Origin of the sequence: Luteibacter jiangsuensis (genome assembly GCF_011742555.1) — a bacterium.
GTDB lineage: Bacteria > Pseudomonadota > Gammaproteobacteria > Xanthomonadales > Rhodanobacteraceae > Luteibacter > Luteibacter jiangsuensis.
The window spans coordinates 401,371-415,631 of the sequence record NZ_JAAQQR010000002.1; the positions used below are offsets into that span (position 1 = coordinate 401,371).

General features: G+C 67.3%; 13 protein-coding genes. All 13 read right to left on the bottom strand.

The genetic code is table 11. From position 1 onward, the window contains the following. Positions 1 to 60 precede the first annotated feature (60 nt). Genes ftsA through mraZ form a run of 13 tightly spaced genes read right to left on the bottom strand, consistent with a single transcriptional unit; the run spans position 61 to position 14,178 of the window. Positions 61 to 1,296, bottom strand: a complete 1,236-nt coding sequence (ftsA, locus tag HBF26_RS05440) for a cell division protein FtsA (RefSeq protein ID WP_167123864.1) — start codon at positions 1,294 to 1,296, stop codon at positions 61 to 63. A gap of 6 nt (positions 1,297 to 1,302) precedes the next feature. Beyond that, on the bottom strand, positions 1,303 to 2,043 hold the full coding sequence (locus HBF26_RS05445; protein WP_167123866.1) for a cell division protein FtsQ/DivIB: 741 nt from the start codon (positions 2,041 to 2,043) through the stop codon (positions 1,303 to 1,305). Further along, the gene (locus HBF26_RS05450; protein WP_167123868.1) at positions 2,040 to 3,014 is read right to left on the bottom strand and encodes a D-alanine--D-alanine ligase; all 975 of its coding nucleotides are present in this window, start codon (positions 3,012 to 3,014) and stop codon (positions 2,040 to 2,042) included. Before HBF26_RS05450 ends, HBF26_RS05445 begins: the two co-directional genes overlap by 4 nt. Continuing rightward, on the bottom strand, positions 3,014 to 4,453 hold the full coding sequence (gene murC, locus HBF26_RS05455; RefSeq protein ID WP_167123871.1) for a UDP-N-acetylmuramate--L-alanine ligase: 1,440 nt from the start codon (positions 4,451 to 4,453) through the stop codon (positions 3,014 to 3,016). The genes HBF26_RS05450 and murC overlap by 1 nt, the downstream gene beginning before the upstream one ends. Next, positions 4,450 to 5,535, bottom strand: coding sequence for an undecaprenyldiphospho-muramoylpentapeptide beta-N-acetylglucosaminyltransferase (murG, locus tag HBF26_RS05460; RefSeq protein ID WP_167123873.1), 1,086 nt, complete (start codon positions 5,533 to 5,535; stop codon positions 4,450 to 4,452). The genes murC and murG overlap by 4 nt, the downstream gene beginning before the upstream one ends. Further along, positions 5,532 to 6,755 (bottom strand): putative lipid II flippase FtsW, encoded by a 1,224-nt coding sequence (gene ftsW, locus HBF26_RS05465; RefSeq protein WP_167123875.1) that lies wholly within the window; start codon positions 6,753 to 6,755, stop codon positions 5,532 to 5,534. The genes murG and ftsW overlap by 4 nt, the downstream gene beginning before the upstream one ends. A 6-nt stretch (positions 6,756 to 6,761) precedes the next feature. Further along, complete coding sequence (mraY, locus tag HBF26_RS05470) at positions 6,762 to 7,844, bottom strand: phospho-N-acetylmuramoyl-pentapeptide-transferase (protein ID WP_167031485.1); 1,083 nt, start codon at positions 7,842 to 7,844, stop codon at positions 6,762 to 6,764. Next, positions 7,834 to 9,198 (bottom strand): UDP-N-acetylmuramoyl-tripeptide--D-alanyl-D-alanine ligase, encoded by a 1,365-nt coding sequence (locus tag HBF26_RS05475; RefSeq protein ID WP_167123877.1) that lies wholly within the window; start codon positions 9,196 to 9,198, stop codon positions 7,834 to 7,836. The genes mraY and HBF26_RS05475 overlap by 11 nt, the downstream gene beginning before the upstream one ends. Further along, positions 9,195 to 10,688 carry a UDP-N-acetylmuramoyl-L-alanyl-D-glutamate--2,6-diaminopimelate ligase gene (locus tag HBF26_RS05480; RefSeq protein ID WP_167123879.1) on the bottom strand — a complete coding sequence of 498 codons (1,494 nt, stop codon included), beginning with the start codon at positions 10,686 to 10,688 and terminating at the stop codon, positions 9,195 to 9,197. Before HBF26_RS05480 ends, HBF26_RS05475 begins: the two co-directional genes overlap by 4 nt. Continuing rightward, on the bottom strand, positions 10,685 to 12,493 hold the full coding sequence (locus HBF26_RS05485; protein WP_240151218.1) for a peptidoglycan D,D-transpeptidase FtsI family protein: 1,809 nt from the start codon (positions 12,491 to 12,493) through the stop codon (positions 10,685 to 10,687). The genes HBF26_RS05480 and HBF26_RS05485 overlap by 4 nt, the downstream gene beginning before the upstream one ends. Next, complete coding sequence (gene ftsL, locus HBF26_RS05490; RefSeq protein WP_166699598.1) at positions 12,490 to 12,762, bottom strand: cell division protein FtsL; 273 nt, start codon at positions 12,760 to 12,762, stop codon at positions 12,490 to 12,492. The genes HBF26_RS05485 and ftsL overlap by 4 nt, the downstream gene beginning before the upstream one ends. Continuing rightward, the gene (gene rsmH, locus HBF26_RS05495; RefSeq protein ID WP_167123881.1) at positions 12,759 to 13,682 is read right to left on the bottom strand and encodes a 16S rRNA (cytosine(1402)-N(4))-methyltransferase RsmH; all 924 of its coding nucleotides are present in this window, start codon (positions 13,680 to 13,682) and stop codon (positions 12,759 to 12,761) included. Before rsmH ends, ftsL begins: the two co-directional genes overlap by 4 nt. Positions 13,683 to 13,731: 49 nt before the next feature. Then, on the bottom strand, positions 13,732 to 14,178 hold the full coding sequence (gene mraZ, locus HBF26_RS05500; protein ID WP_167124385.1) for a division/cell wall cluster transcriptional repressor MraZ: 447 nt from the start codon (positions 14,176 to 14,178) through the stop codon (positions 13,732 to 13,734). Positions 14,179 to 14,261: the final 83 nt, after the last annotated feature.

Genomic DNA, 14,261 nt, shown 5'->3' on the forward strand with positions numbered 1-14,261 from the left:
TTGCGGGCCTTCCTCTTGCCCCGGCACCCCCATTCCATCGGGCACCGGCTATCCGGTAAATCAGAAATTCTTGGTGAACCAGCTTCGGAACTTCTCGACGACGCTGCCGACCTGGCCGACGGCGGAGCCGGTATGACGCGCGGCACCGGTCGACCGGGATCCGTGCAGCAGCAGGCCGACGCCGGTCGAATGCAATTCGCTCGAAACGACGTCGCCCAGCCCGGACACGTGCTGCGGCACGCCGATGCGAACCATCTTGTGGAAGATCTCCTCGGCCAGCTCCAGCGCGCCTTCCATGCGCGACGCACCGCCGGTGAGCACGATGCCGGCGGCGACGAGGCTTTCGTACCCCGAGCGGCGCAGTTCGTCCTGCACCATCTCGAAGATTTCCTCGTAGCGCGCCTGCACCGACTGGGCCAGCGCCTGACGGGCGAGCCGACGCGGCGGCCGATCGCCGACGCTCGGCACCTGGATGGTCTCTTCCGCGTGCGCAAGCTGCGCCAGCGCACACGCGTATTTGATTTTGATCTCCTCCGCGTGAGCGGTAGGTGTGTGCACGCCATACGCGATGTCGTTCGTCACCTGATCGCCGCCGACGGGAAGCGACTTCGTGTAGCGGATGGCGCCCTGTGTGTAGATGGCGATGTCCGTGGTGCCGGCGCCGATGTCGACGAGGCACACACCGAGTTCGAGTTCATCTTCGGTCAGCACGGCCTTCGCACTCGCGACGGCAGCCGGCACCAGTTCATCCACCGACAACCCGCAGCGCTGGATGCACTTCGAGATGTTCTGCACGGCACTGGCGGCGCCCGTCACGAGATGCACGCTGGCCTCGAGGCGCACGCCGCTCATGCCGACCGGATGGCGAATGCCGTCCTGGCCGTCGATACGGTATTCCTGCGACTCCTTGTAAAGCACCTTGCGGTCGGCCGGAATGGCAACGGCGCTGGCGGCTTCGAGCACCTGCTCCAGGTCGGCGGCCATCACCTCGCGGTCGCGAATCGCCGCGGTGCCGTGCGAGTTGCGCGTTTCGAGATGGCTCCCGGAGATCGAGGCGTACACCGAGCGGATGTCGCAGCCCGCCATCAGTTCGGCTTCCTCCACGGCGCGCTGGATGGAGTGCACGGTGGATTCGATGTCGACCACCGAGCCGCGCTTCATGCCGCGCGACACGTGGGTGCCGATGCCGATGACTTCGATCGGTTCGCCGGGCTCGTACTCGCCGACGATCGCGACCACCTTCGAGGTGCCGATATCGAGGCCGACGACGAGCTGTTTGTCGTTCTTGTTTCTCATGTGGGCTCAGCTTCCGACCTTGGGTGTGGCCGTGGTTTCCGGTTCCGGCCACCGGATGGCGAATCCGTTGGTGTAACGAAGGTCGGCATAGGCGAAACCGCCATGCCGACCGGCGACGAGTTGCGGGTAGACATCAAGGAAGCGCGCGAGACGACGGTCGGCCTGGTCGCGGTCGCCGATCACGATCTCCGCACCGCTGTCGGTGGTGACACTCCAGCTGCCGCGCTCGCTGAGCGACACGCCCACGATGGAGAGCTGCGCCCTGCCCTCGAACGCCTTGCGGGCCTGCGCATAGAAGCTCACCACCTCGGCAAGGCGCGAGTCCGGACCGTTCAATCGCGGCAGGTCGCCCATCTGGTCCGCGCCCGGCGCGTCGAAGACGAGGCCCTGCCGGCTGATCAGGCGGTTCTCGTTCCAGCGCGCGAAAGGCTGCCGCTCGTAGATGCGCAGGAGCAGCGTGTCGGGCCAGCGCTTGCGCACTTCCACCGACTCCACCCAGGGCAGCGCGCCGATCGCACGGCGCACGTCTTCGAGGTCGGTAGCGAAGAAGCCCTTGCCGAGATGCGGCATGACGGCGCTGCGGATCTGCTCGGCACTCACGTGCGCGAACTCCGCCTCGACCTTCAGCTGCGTCACGGGCCAGCGGCCCGCGGCGAACCATCCCTGCATCACGCCGACGACGGGCAGCACCACCAGCGTGATGGCGATACCCCAGGCGACGATCCGCGTGGCGGCGGCTCCCTTCATGCCTTCGCAACCTCCCGCTGCATCGAGGTTTCGAGGATGCGCCAGCACAGGGCCTGGTAATCCAGGCCCGCTGCGGCGGCGGCTTTCGGCACCAGCGAATGCGAGGTCATGCCCGGTGCCGTGTTCACTTCCAGGAGCCAGTTCCTGCCGTGCCGGTCGCGCATCACGTCGACGCGCCCCCAGCCGAAGCAGTCCAGCGCGTCGAATGCCTGCAGCGCCAGCGCGCGCATCTCGTCCTCGGCGTTCGACGTAAGGCCGGGAACGAGGTACTGCGTGTCCTCGGCGATGTATTTCGCGTTGTAGTCGTAATAGGCGCCGGCGGGCACGATCTTGATCGTCGGCAGCACTTCGCGCCCGAGGATGCCCACCGTGAATTCGCCGCCCTCCTGCGCATCGCCTTCGATCAGCGTTTCCATCAGCAGGTCGCCGGGGTAGCGGCGGGCCAGCTCCACGGCGGCGTCGAGGTCGGCTTCGTCGAAGACGCGCGTGATGCCCACGCTGGAACCTTCCCAGGCCGGTTTCACGATGAGAGGGAAGCCGATCTCCCGCGCCGCCGCATGCACGTCCGCGCCGCGCGGCAGGGCCTTGAACCTCGGCGTCGGCAAGCCGAGCGCGATCCACACCAGCTTGGCGCGCACCTTGTCCAGCGACAGCGCGGAGCCGAGCACGCCCGAGCCGGTGTAGGGAATACCGAGCGATTGCAGGGCACCTTGCAGCTCGCCGTTCTCGCCACCCGCACCGTGCAGGATGTTGAACACGCGCGCGAAGTGGCCCGCGCGAACGGCGTCGAGCAGCGCCGGGATGCCGTCGATCGGGTGCGCGTCCACGCCGCCGGCGCGCAGCGCTTCGAGCACGCCGCGGCCAGAGTTCAGGGAAACCTCGCGTTCGGCCGACTGGCCGCCCATGACGACGGCCACGCGGCCGAAATCGGCGGGGTCGGTCACGGTGCGGGGGAAGCGCGTACTGCTCATCACTTATGGGTCCTCAGGTGGCCGGCGCCCGCCAGCTCGATCGCCGCCGCGCCGATGTCGCCGGCGCCGAGCAGCAGGATCAGGTCGCCGTCGCGCGCCAGCGCGGGCAGCGTGTCGCGCAGGTCGCGCGGGTGGTCGACGAGTACCGGGTCGGTCTTGCCGCGCGCGCGAATGGCGCGCGCAAGCGCCTTGCCGTCGGCACCCGGAATGGGCGCTTCGCCGGCGGGATAGACCTCGGTGAGCACGAGCACGTCCACCTCGGCGAGCACGTTCGCGAAGTCGTCCAGGAGGTCGCGCGTGCGGCTGTAGCGATGCGGCTGAAAAGCGACCACGAGGCGGCGGTCGGGCCAGCCGCCGCGCGCGGCGGCGAACACGGCAGCCAGTTCGCGCGGATGATGGCCGTAGTCGTCCACGAGCAGCGCGCTGCCCTGGTCGAGCGCGATCTCTCCGCGACGATGGAAGCGCCGGCCCACGCCTTCGAAACGGGCGAGCGCGCGGGCGATGGCTTCGGCATCGACACCGAGCTGCCAGCCCACGGCGGCGGCGGCGAGCGCGTTCTGCACGTTGTGACGGCCGGGCAGGTTCAGGGTGACCGGCAGCAGGTCGGGCCGTCCCGGGAGGCGGAGGTCGAAGTGCATCTCGAAACCCACCTGACGCACGTTCGTCGCGGTGACGTCGGCGCCGGGCTGATCGATGCCGTAGGTGAGCATGCGGCGCGAGGTGTCCTGCGCCAGCTTCGCGGTTTCCTCGTCGTCGATGCACAGCACGGCCATGCCGTAGAACGGCAGGCGGTGCAGGAAATCGCCGAACGCCTTCTTCACCAGGGCGAAGTCGCCGTGGTAGTTCTCCAGGTGGTCGGCGTCGATGTTCGTCACCACCGCGATCACGGGCGAGAGCATCAGGAACGAGCCGTCGGATTCGTCGGCTTCCGCCACCAGATACTGGCCGGTGCCGAGACGCGCGTTCGCGCCCGCGGCGTTCAGCTGTCCGCCGATCACGAACGTGGGATCGTAATCGGCCTCCGCCAGCACGCTGGCGACGAGGCTCGTGGTGGTCGTCTTGCCGTGCGTGCCGGCAATGGCGATGCCGCGGCGGAAGCGCATCAGCTCGCCAAGCATCTCGGCGCGCGGCACCACCGGGATGCGCGAGGCGCGCGCAGCGACCAGCTCGGGATTGTCGGCGCGGATGGCGCTCGACGTCACGATGACGTCGGCGCCGTCGATGTTCGCGGCTTCGTGACCGATGTGCACATCCACACCGAGCGCGGCGAGGCGCTCGGTGGTCGGCGACGGCGCGCGATCGGAACCCGACACGTCGTAACCGAGGTTGCAGAGCACCTCGGCGATGCCGCTCATGCCGACGCCGCCCACGCCGATGAAATGGACACGGCGGAACGAGGTCATGAAATCTTCGTGGGCACGCAAACGACCGGGCGTCATGCGGAAACCTCCATGCAATGACGGGCAATCGTTGCTGCGGCGTCGGGCTTGGCCAGCGTGCGGGACGCATTGGCGGCGGAAAGGATCCGCGCGCGGTCGCCCAACATGTCGTCGAGCATCTTCGCGAGCAGATCCGCGGAATCGTTCTTGGCCAGCAAGGCGTCGGCGACGATGCGCGCGCCACCGGCATCCACCATGGCGCGCGCATTGGCCGTCTGGTGATCGTCCACCGCATGCGGGAACGGCACCAGCAGCGCCTCGAGGCCGGCAGCGCAAAGTTCGGCCACCGTCAGCGCACCTGCACGGCACACGACCACATCGGCCCACTCGTAAGCGCCGGCCATGTCCTCGATGAACGGCACGACGCTGACGGCCACGCCGGCTTCGGTATACGCGTCGAGGGCCTCCTGCAGGCCACGCTCGCCCGTCTGGTGCACCACCTCGGGCATCGTCGTGCCGGCGACGGCCATGCGCGACAAGGCGCGGGGCACCGCGAGGTTGAGCGTGCGGGCGCCGAGGCTCCCGCCGAGCACGAGGAGGCGCGGCCGGCCGTCGCGCGCAGCGAAGCGCTCCGCCGGCGGGGGCAAGGCGGCGATGCGCGCGCGCACCGGATTGCCGACCCACTCCGCATTAGGCAGCACGTTCGGGAAACCGGTGAGCACCTTCTTCGCGAACGAGGCGAGCTTGCGATTGGTGAAACCCGCCACCGCGTTCTGCTCGTGCACCACGAGCGGGATGCCGGCCATGCGCGCCGCGACACCCGCCGGCCCGGCCACATAACCGCCCATCGAAAGGACGCAGCGCGGACGCAGGCTGCGCAGCAGCTTGAGCGAGGCGAACAGCGCACGGGCGAGCATCACGGGCGCGAGCAGGCGCGTCTTCATGCCCTTGCCGCGCAGGCCACCCACGGCCACGGTGTGCAGGTCAAGGCCATGCGCGGGGACCACGCGGGTTTCCATGCCGCCTTCGGCGCCGAGCCAGGCGACGGGCACGCCGCGCGAGCGCAGTTCGTCGGCCACGGCCAGGCCCGGGAAAATGTGGCCGCCGGTGCCGCCGGCCATGATCAGCACGGGGGCGCTCATGCCATGCCTCCCGCGTGGGCGGCCGAGTCGGGCACGGCGTTCGCCGGCAGACGCACGGCCGTCTGGCGCGCATCTTCGGCGCGGTTGATCTCGAACGTGGCGCGCAAAAGCACACCCACCATCGCGCAGGTCATCAGGACCGACGAGCCGCCCGAGCTGATCAGCGGAAGAGTGAGTCCCTTCGTCGGCAGCACGCCGAGGTTCACGCCGATCGACACCATCGCCTGGAAGCCGATCATCAAGGAGATGCCGTAGGCCACGTAGCCGGAGAACCGGTGCCCGAGTTCCACGCCCTTGAGACCGAGATACAGGCCGCGGCCCACGAGTACGACGTAAAGGAAGATCACCAGTACGATGCCTGCCAGTCCAAGTTCCTCGGCCAGCACTGCCAGGATGAAGTCGGTATGCGCTTCCGGCAGGTAGAACAGTTTCTGCACGCTCGATCCGAGACCCACGCCGGTCCATTCGCCACGGCCCACGGCGATCAGCGCCTGGGTGAGCTGGAAGCCGTCGTTGAACGGGTCCTTCCATGGGTCGAGGAAGGAGGTGAGGCGCTTGATGCGGTAATCCTCCGCGGTGGCCGCGTAGATCAGCGCGGGCACGAGCGGCGTGCCGAGCAGCAGGAGGTTGCGCATGCGGGCGCCGGCCAGCCAGACCATGCCCACCGTGGTGGCAACCACCAGGGCGGCCGAACCGAAATCGGGCTGCGCGAGAAGCAGCAGCACGATGAAGCCGGCGACGCCCACGGGTTTCACGACGCCGAACAACTCGTATTCCACGCCCTCGCGATGGCGAACGAGATAGCTCGCGAGATAGGCCACGAGGATCAGCTTCACCGCCTCCACCGGCTGGAAGCTGGTCACGAGCAGGTTCACCCAGCGCCGTGCGCCGTTGATGCGCATGCCGAACACCGGCAGGAACACCATCAGCAGCATGATGATGCCGATCAGCAGAAGCAGGAAGCTGTGTTTTTCCAGCGTCTTCAATTCCGTGCGCATCGCGGCGCCAGCAAGGCACGCGCCCAGCACGAGAAAGACGAGGTGGCGTTTCAGATAGTAAAAAGCGCCCTGGTGCGACCCGTCGGCCACGGCGATCGAGCTGGAGGTGACCATCACCACCCCCAGCGCGGCGAGCGCGATCGCGGCCACGAGCAGCGGGAGATCGAAGCTTCCCCGCGGGCCCTGGCGGCGTTTCGCCTGCTTGTTGCCGATGCCGAACATGCTTTCTCAACGCACCTTCAAGGTTGCCAGACCGATGAGCACCAGCACGACGCTGATGATCCAGAAACGAACGATGACCCGTGGCTCGGGCCAGCCTTTCAGTTCGAAGTGGTGGTGTATGGGCGCCATGCGGAAAATGCGTTTGCCGCGCAGCTTGAAGCTACCGACCTGGAGCATCACCGAGGCGGTCTCCATCACGAATACGCCGCCCATGACCAGAAGCACGATTTCCTGGCGCACGATCAGCGCCACGCAACCGAGCGCGGCACCGATGGCGAGCGCGCCCACGTCGCCCATGAACACCTGGGCCGGATACGTGTTGAACCAGAGGAAGCCGAGTCCGGCGCCCGCCAGGGCGCTGCAGAAGATCGCCAGTTCACCGGCGCCGGGAATGGACGGGATGCCCAGATACTCGGAGAACACCTTGTTGCCCGCGAGGTAAGCGAAGATGCCCAGGGCACCGGACACCAGCACGCTCGGCATGATGGCCAGCCCGTCCAGACCGTCGGTGAGGTTCACCGCGTTGGAGAACCCGACGATGATGAAGTAGCCGACGACCACGAAAAGCACGCCGAGCGGAATCGCCACCTGTTTGAACAACGGCACGTAAAGGGCGATCTCGGCGGGGAGCTGATGGGTCTTGTAGAGGAACACCGCCGCCCCGAGGCCGAACACCGACTGCCAGAAGTACTTCCAGCGGCTGGCGAGCCCGCGGCTGTCCTTCAGCACCAGCTTGCGGTAGTCGTCATAGAAGCCGATGACGCCGAAGAGCATGGTGACCAGCAGCACCACCCATACGTAGCGGCTGCCGAGATCAGCCCACAGCAGCGTGGCGATGGCCACGGCGAAGAGGATCAACAGCCCGCCCATGGTCGGCGTGCCTGCCTTCGACAGGTGCGTTTGCGGGCCGTCGCTGCGCACCACCTGCCCCGCCTTCAGCGCGGCCAGCTTGCGGATCAGCACGGGACCCAGCAAGAGCGACACGGCCAGCGCGGTGAGCGCGGCCATGATCGCGCGGAAGGTGATGTACTGGAACAGATGCAGCGACGCGAAGTGCCGGGCCATCCATTCCGCCAGTTCAAGCAGCATCGGAGGCTCCTTCGGCATACTTCTTCATCGCCGCGACGACCCGGTCCATGCCGGACGAGCGCGACCCCTTCACAAGGCAGGTCACGCCTTCGTGGATCTGTGCGCAGGCCGCCTCGATAAGGGCTTCCTGCGTGTCGAAATGCTGGGCGCCCGGACCGAAGGCCTCCACCGCTGCGGCGCTTTTCACGCCAGTGGCAAGAAGGCGTTCGATGCCGCGCTCGTGCGCGTAGCGGCCGATGCCGGCGTGCAGCTTCAGCGCGTCAGGGCCCAGTTCGGCCATGTCGCCGAGCACGAGCCAGCGTTCGCCACGAGCCAGCGCGAGGGTATCGATCGCCGCGGCGGCGGAACCGGGGTTGGCGTTGTAGCTGTCGTCGACGAGCGTCCAGCCGCCCGGCATCGGTTCGAGGTCGAGCCGTCCGGCCACATGAGGCACCTGCTCCAGCCCTTCGACGATGACGTCGACTGGTACGTCCAGCGCGGTGGCGATCGCCGCGGCGGCAAGCGCGTTCGCCACGTTGTGGCGGCCCGGCAGCGGAAGATGCACGTCGCCGTCGCCGTGCGGCGTGGACAACACGAAGTGGGTGCCGTCGATGCGCTCCTCGACAATGTCGGCGCCGATATCCGCGCGATGGCTGAGCGCGTAGCGCAGGATGCGGCGCGACCCGGCGAGGTTGGCGAAAAAGCCCGCGAAGCGTTCGTCGTCGGCGTTCACGATGGCCACGCCGTCCGGGGGAAGCGACCGGTACAGCGCGCCCTTGGTTTCGGCGACGCCTTCGATCGTGCCCATGCGCTCAAGATGCGCCGGCGCGATGGAATTGACGAGGCCGATATCGGGCCGTGCGATGGCGGCCAGGTAGTCGATGTCGCCCGGTTTGCCCGCGCCCATCTCGAGAACGGCGTAGCGCGTATCCTTCGGCATGGCCAGCAAGGTCAGCGGCATGCCGATCTCGTTGTTGAAGTTGCCGGCATTGACGTGGGTGCGGCCGTGACGCGACAGGATCGACGCGGTGAGCGTCTTCACTGTGGTCTTGCCGTTCGAGCCCGTGATGCCGATGACCCGCACGTCGCTTTGGGCGCGCACCGCACTCGCGAGATCGCCAAGGGCAAGCTGGGTGTCGTCGACGATCACCTGCGGAATGGCCACATCCACGGGATGGGTCACCAGCGCGCCGGCAGCGCCCCGTTCGCGCGCCACGGCGACGAAATCGTGCGCGTCGACGCGTTCGCCCGGCAGGGCCACGAAGAGGTCGCCGGGCTTCAGCGTGCGGGTATCGATGGAAAAGCCGGTGACCTCGCCGTCGGCGCCCTGAAGGCGGCCTCGGGTCCAGAGGGCGACGGCGGACAGGCGCATCATGCGCGCGCTCCTTTCTTGCTCGATGCCATCGCCTCGGCGGCGACGGCGAGATCGTCGAAGGGACGCTTGCCCTCCGGACCTTCCTGATAGGTTTCGTGGCCCTTGCCGGCGATCAGCACGACGTCGTCGGCCTTCGCATCGGCGATGGCCAGCGCGATGGCCTGGGCCCGGTCGCGTTCGATCGTCACGACGTCGGGATGGCTGAAGCCCGCGGCGATCTGCGCGACGATCGCGTCGCCGTCTTCGGTGCGCGGATTGTCGTCGGTCACGATGACCACATCGGCCAGACGCTCGGCGATGGCGGCCATCAACGGACGCTTGCCCTGGTCGCGGTCGCCACCGGCGCCGAACACGCAGATCAGGCGACCTTTCGTGTGCGAACGCAGCGCCAGCAGCGCCTGCTTCAGCGAATCCGGCGTGTGCGAGTAATCGACCACCACGAGCGGCTTGCGGCCATCGCCACCGAGACGGCTCATGCGGCCGTTCACCGGTTCCAGCGATTCGAGCGCAGCATGGATGCGGTCGAACGGCTCGCCCAGCGCGCCGAGGACAGCAGCCACGGCAAGCAGGTTGTGCACGTTGAACCGGCCGAGCAGCGCGCTGCGAACGGTACGCATCCCCCACGGCGTGACGAGGTTGAACGAGAGGCCTTTCGCCGACGTCACAATGATATCGGCGCGGATCTCCGCGTCCTTCTCCGTACTGTCGGTCGCCATGGACGTGCGCAGCTTCGCCACGTGCTCCGAAAGGCCCTTGGCCAGCTTTGCGCCGAACGGATCGTCGACGTTCACGACGGCGGCGCGCAGGCCCTCGAACGCGAAAAGCTTCGCCTTGGCCGCACCGTACGCTTCCATCGTGCCGTGATAGTCGAGGTGGTCGCGCGTGAGGTTGGTGAACACCGCCACGTCGAACGCGACGCCGTTCACGCGTCCCTGCTCCAGCGCGTGCGAGGAGACTTCCATCGCCACGTGCGTGGCACCGGCGTCGCGAAACTCGCCGAGCAGCGCCTGCATGCTGATGGCGTCCGGCGTGGTGCGCTCGCCTTCGGCGATCGCGCCATGCATGCCCGCGCCGAGCGTGCCGATCGTGGCCGGCTTGCGGCCGAGGAACGCCAGCGCCTGCGCGACGAGCTGCACGGTGGAGGTCTTGCCGTTGGTGCCGGTGACGCCGACGATCTCGAGCGCCGCGGACGGATCGCCGAAAAAGCGCGCCGCCATCGGGCCTGCCTTCTCGCGCAACCCTTCCACCGTGATGACGGGCACGCCGGCGTCGCCCTCGGCGAACGGCGGCTCGGCCAGAATCACAGTGGCACCCTGGGCAACGGCCTTGGCGGCGAAATCGATGCCATGGCCTTTCATGCCGCGCAGCGCGACGAACGCATTGCCGGAAGCAATTTCGCGCGAGTCGAGGCTGAGGCCCGAAACGACGATATCGCCGGCGCTGGAAGCATCGGCGAATCCGTCGAGCAGGTCGGCGAGGCGCATGGTCATGGGACCACCTCTTCCGCCGCGCTTTCGTCTGCCTGTGGCGGCTGCGCGTTACCCGAGCCGATCAAACCGCCCTGACTGGGGCCGCCGGCGTACCAGCGGCCCACGTTGTCGGGCGGAATGTCGAGCAGGCGCACCGCGCCTTCCATCACTTGGGCGAATGCCGGACCGGCAACCGAACCACCGTAGTAATGGCCGCCCTGCGGGTCGTTGATGACCACGACGGTGACGAGGCGCGGCGCACTGGCGGGGATCATGCCCACGAACAGGGAAATGTAATTGCGGGCGGTGTAACCGCCGACGGAGTTCTTCTTCGAGGTACCCGTCTTTCCCGCGACACTGTAGTTGGCGACGGACGCGAATCCGTAGCCCGTACCACCCGGGGCCAGCACGGTTTCCAGCATGGCAATGAGACTGTGCGCCACGCCCGGCGTGATGATCTGGTTAGGCGGATTGTCCGCACCCTTGATGAAGCTGGGTGCACGCAGGGCGCCGCCGTTGGCGATGGCCGAATAGGCCGTGGCCAGCTGCAATGGCGTGAGATTGAGGTTGTAACCGTAGGCGAGGCGGGACTTCTCGATCGGCTTCCAGGTACGGCCCACGGGCAGATAGCCGGCGGCTTCACCGGGAAAGCCGCTTCCGGTGCTGTTCCCGAGGCCGAACGACTTGTACATCCCGTAGAGGAAGTCGGTGTCCAGGCTCATTGCGATCTTGGCCGCACCGACGTTGGACGACTTCGTGATCACGCCTGTGGGGGTGAGCGTGCCCCAGTTGTGCGTGTCGTGCACCGGGTGCCCGCCCACGACCCAGGTGCCCGGCGCGGTATCGATGAGCGGCGCGGTGGGCGTGTATTTGCCGCTCGTGAGCGCCGCGGCCATGGTGAAGGCCTTCATGGTCGAGCCTGGCTCGACCACGTCGGTCACCGCGCGATTGCGCCGCTCCGAGGGCGTGCTGCCGCGCACTGCGTTGGGGTTGAACGACGGCAGATTGGCCATGGCCAGCACTTCGCCGCTATGGACGTCCATCACGACGATGGAGCCCGAGTCGGCCTTGTTCTTCTCCAGCGATTCCTTCAGCGCGCTGTAAGCGAGGTACTGGATGCGGCGATCGATCGACAGGGTGATGTCGCGGCCCGGCTGCGGCTCGCGCACCAGTTCCACGTCTTCGACCACATGGCCCATGCGATCGCGGATCACGCGCTTCGCGCCGGGTTTGCCGGCCAGCCACTCGTCGAACGCCAGTTCCAGGCCTTCCTGGCCGTGGTCGTCGATGTTGGTGAAGCCGAGGATATGGCTGTTCACGGCGCCCGACGGGTAGTAACGGCGATATTCGCGCTGCGCCGCGATGCCCGGAATCTTCAGATCGACGATGGCCTGCGCGTCTTCCGGCCGCATCTGGCGCGCGATGTACATGAACTCCTTGTCGGCGCGCTGCGCGATCTTCTGCTTCAGGTCGTCGGCGTCGACATGCAGGGCCTTCGCGAGTTCGGGGATGCGATCCTCGTTCTCGAGCACTTCCGGCGGATTCGCCCAGATGGATGCCACCGGCGTGGATACCGCCAGTGGCTCGCCGTTGCGGTCGAAGATGGTGCCACGCGATACCGCGATGGGCATCTCGCGCAGGAAGCGCGCGTCGCCCTGGTCCTGGTAGAACTGCTTGCGCACCACCTGGAGGTCGAACGCGCGCACGACCAGACCGGACGCCGCCACACAGAGGAGCGCGACCACCACCGTCATGCGCTTGCGCGGGCTGGGACCCTGGCCGCGACGGCGGCTGGGCACCACGGGTTTACCGTAGCGCGCCTTCATCGACGCACCAACTGGATGTCCTGCGGCTTCGGCGTAAACATGCCGAGCTTGCCGCGGGCTTCGGCGTCGATGCGCGCGGGCTCGGCGTAGGTCGCCTGTTCCAGTTCGAGCCGGCCGTATTCCACGCCCAGATCGTCCTTCTGTGTCTGCAGACGCGAGAGTTCGACGAACAGCACGCGGCTTTCGTGGCGCGTCCACACCACGCCGATCGCGCTGGCGATGACCGCCAGCAGCAGGATCGAGAGGCAGATGGCGCCGAAGACTTTCATGCGACCTTTTCCGCGATGCGCAGCACGGCCGAGCGCGCGCGGGGATTCCGCGCCACTTCCGCATCGGAAGGAAAGATCGCCTTGCCGATCGGCTTGAGACGGGCAGCCGCGGCTTCCACCGGCGGGGCGCGCCGGCTGCCTTGTACACGGCCTTCGTGACCGCGGATGAACTGCTTGACGGTGCGGTCTTCCAGGGAGTGGAAACTGATCACGGCGAGGCGGCCGCCCACCTTCAGCAATTCCAGGGCGGCGGCAAGGCCGTGCTCGACCGATTCCAGTTCGGCATTCACGCGGATGCGCAGGGCCTGGAAGGTGCGGGTGGCGGGATTCTTGCCCGGTTCGCGGCGCCCCACGCAACGGGCGACCAGCTCGGCGAGTTCGCCGGTACGCAGGATGGGCGCGGTGGCGCGGCGCTCCACGATGGCCTTGGCGATGCGACGGCTGAAGCGCTCTTCACCGAAGGTCCAGAGCACGTCGGCGATCTCTGCTTCGTCGGCCTCGGCGAGAAAATCGGCGGCACTGATACCGCGCGTGGTATCCATGCGCATGTCGAGCGGCGCGTCGGCCATGAAGCTGAAACCGCGGCTGGCGTCGTCCAACTGGGGCGAGGACACGCCCAGATCGAGCAGGATGCCGTCGAGGCCGCCTTCGAGGGCGGCCCATTCGCCCATGGTGGCGAAGTTGTCGTGGCGCAGCGACACGCGCGGATCGGTGGCGAGGCCCGCTTCGGCGACAGCGATGGCCGTGGGGTCGCGGTCCATAAGGAACAGGCGACCTTCGGCTGAAAGGCGGGCAAGGATCGCCCGCGCATGCCCGCCGCGGCCGAAAGTCCCATCGAGGTAGCGCCCGTTCTCGCGCAAGGCGAGGCCCTCCAACACTTCATCGAGCATCACAGGGATGTGCGCATCGCGCCCCGCCATCGCCACATCCCGCTCCCGTTCCACCGAAAACCTCTGAATTAGTTCGTCGTCACAACCGCAGTTCCGCCATGTCGTCGCTGATCTCGTCCTCGCCGATCGTCTGGCGGATCTTCGCGAGATGGGCCTGTTCGCTCCAAAGCTCGAACTTGTTGCCCATGCCCAGGAGGACGGCCTTTTTTTCTATCCCGGCGGCCGCGCGCTGACTCGACGGCAGGAGGATGCGCGCAGCCCCGTCGGGTTCGACGATGGCCGCCGCGCCCACCAGCTTCATCTGCAGGGCGCGGTGGACGGCCTTGACGCTCGGAAGCGCGTTGACCTGGTCGCGAACCTGCTCCCATTCCGCATACGGAAAGATCCACAGGCACCCGGTTTCGAAGGGGTTGTAGGTGACCACCAGACGGTTCTTGCAGGCGTCAGCCACGGCGTCCCGATACGAAGTCGGGATCGTCAGACGACCCTTGTCGTCGACCGTGATGGCTGTCTCGCCCTGGAACATGTCTGCTGGTTGCCCCACCAAATCCCACGATTTCTCACTGGGGCCCACGATAGTCTCGCGTCGTGAGACTGTCAAGGAAATTT

Bases quoted from the DNA above. Each gene is read 5' to 3' on its own strand.
- ftsW (WP_167123875.1), bottom strand. From the start codon at position 6,755: ATGTTCGGCATCGGCAACAAGCAGGCGAAACGCCGCCAGGGCCCGCGG.
- ftsL (WP_166699598.1), bottom strand. From the start codon at position 12,762: ATGAAAGTCTTCGGCGCCATCTGCCTCTCGATCCTGCTGCTGGCGGTC.
- HBF26_RS05450 (WP_167123868.1), bottom strand. From the start codon at position 3,014: ATGAGCAGTACGCGCTTCCCCCGCACCGTGACCGACCCCGCCGATTTC.
- murG (WP_167123873.1), bottom strand. From the start codon at position 5,535: ATGAGCGCCCCCGTGCTGATCATGGCCGGCGGCACCGGCGGCCACATT.
- mraY (WP_167031485.1), bottom strand. From the start codon at position 7,844: ATGCTGCTTGAACTGGCGGAATGGATGGCCCGGCACTTCGCGTCGCTG.
- murC (WP_167123871.1), bottom strand. From the start codon at position 4,453: ATGACGCCCGGTCGTTTGCGTGCCCACGAAGATTTCATGACCTCGTTC.
- rsmH (WP_167123881.1), bottom strand. From the start codon at position 13,682: ATGGCGGGGCGCGATGCGCACATCCCTGTGATGCTCGATGAAGTGTTG.
- ftsA (WP_167123864.1), bottom strand. From the start codon at position 1,296: ATGAGAAACAAGAACGACAAACAGCTCGTCGTCGGCCTCGATATCGGC.
- HBF26_RS05475 (WP_167123877.1), bottom strand. From the start codon at position 9,198: ATGATGCGCCTGTCCGCCGTCGCCCTCTGGACCCGAGGCCGCCTTCAG.
- HBF26_RS05445 (WP_167123866.1), bottom strand. From the start codon at position 2,043: ATGAAGGGAGCCGCCGCCACGCGGATCGTCGCCTGGGGTATCGCCATC.
- HBF26_RS05480 (WP_167123879.1), bottom strand. From the start codon at position 10,688: ATGACCATGCGCCTCGCCGACCTGCTCGACGGATTCGCCGATGCTTCC.
- HBF26_RS05485 (WP_240151218.1), bottom strand. From the start codon at position 12,493: ATGAAGGCGCGCTACGGTAAACCCGTGGTGCCCAGCCGCCGTCGCGGC.
- mraZ (WP_167124385.1), bottom strand. From the start codon at position 14,178: ATGTTCCAGGGCGAGACAGCCATCACGGTCGACGACAAGGGTCGTCTG.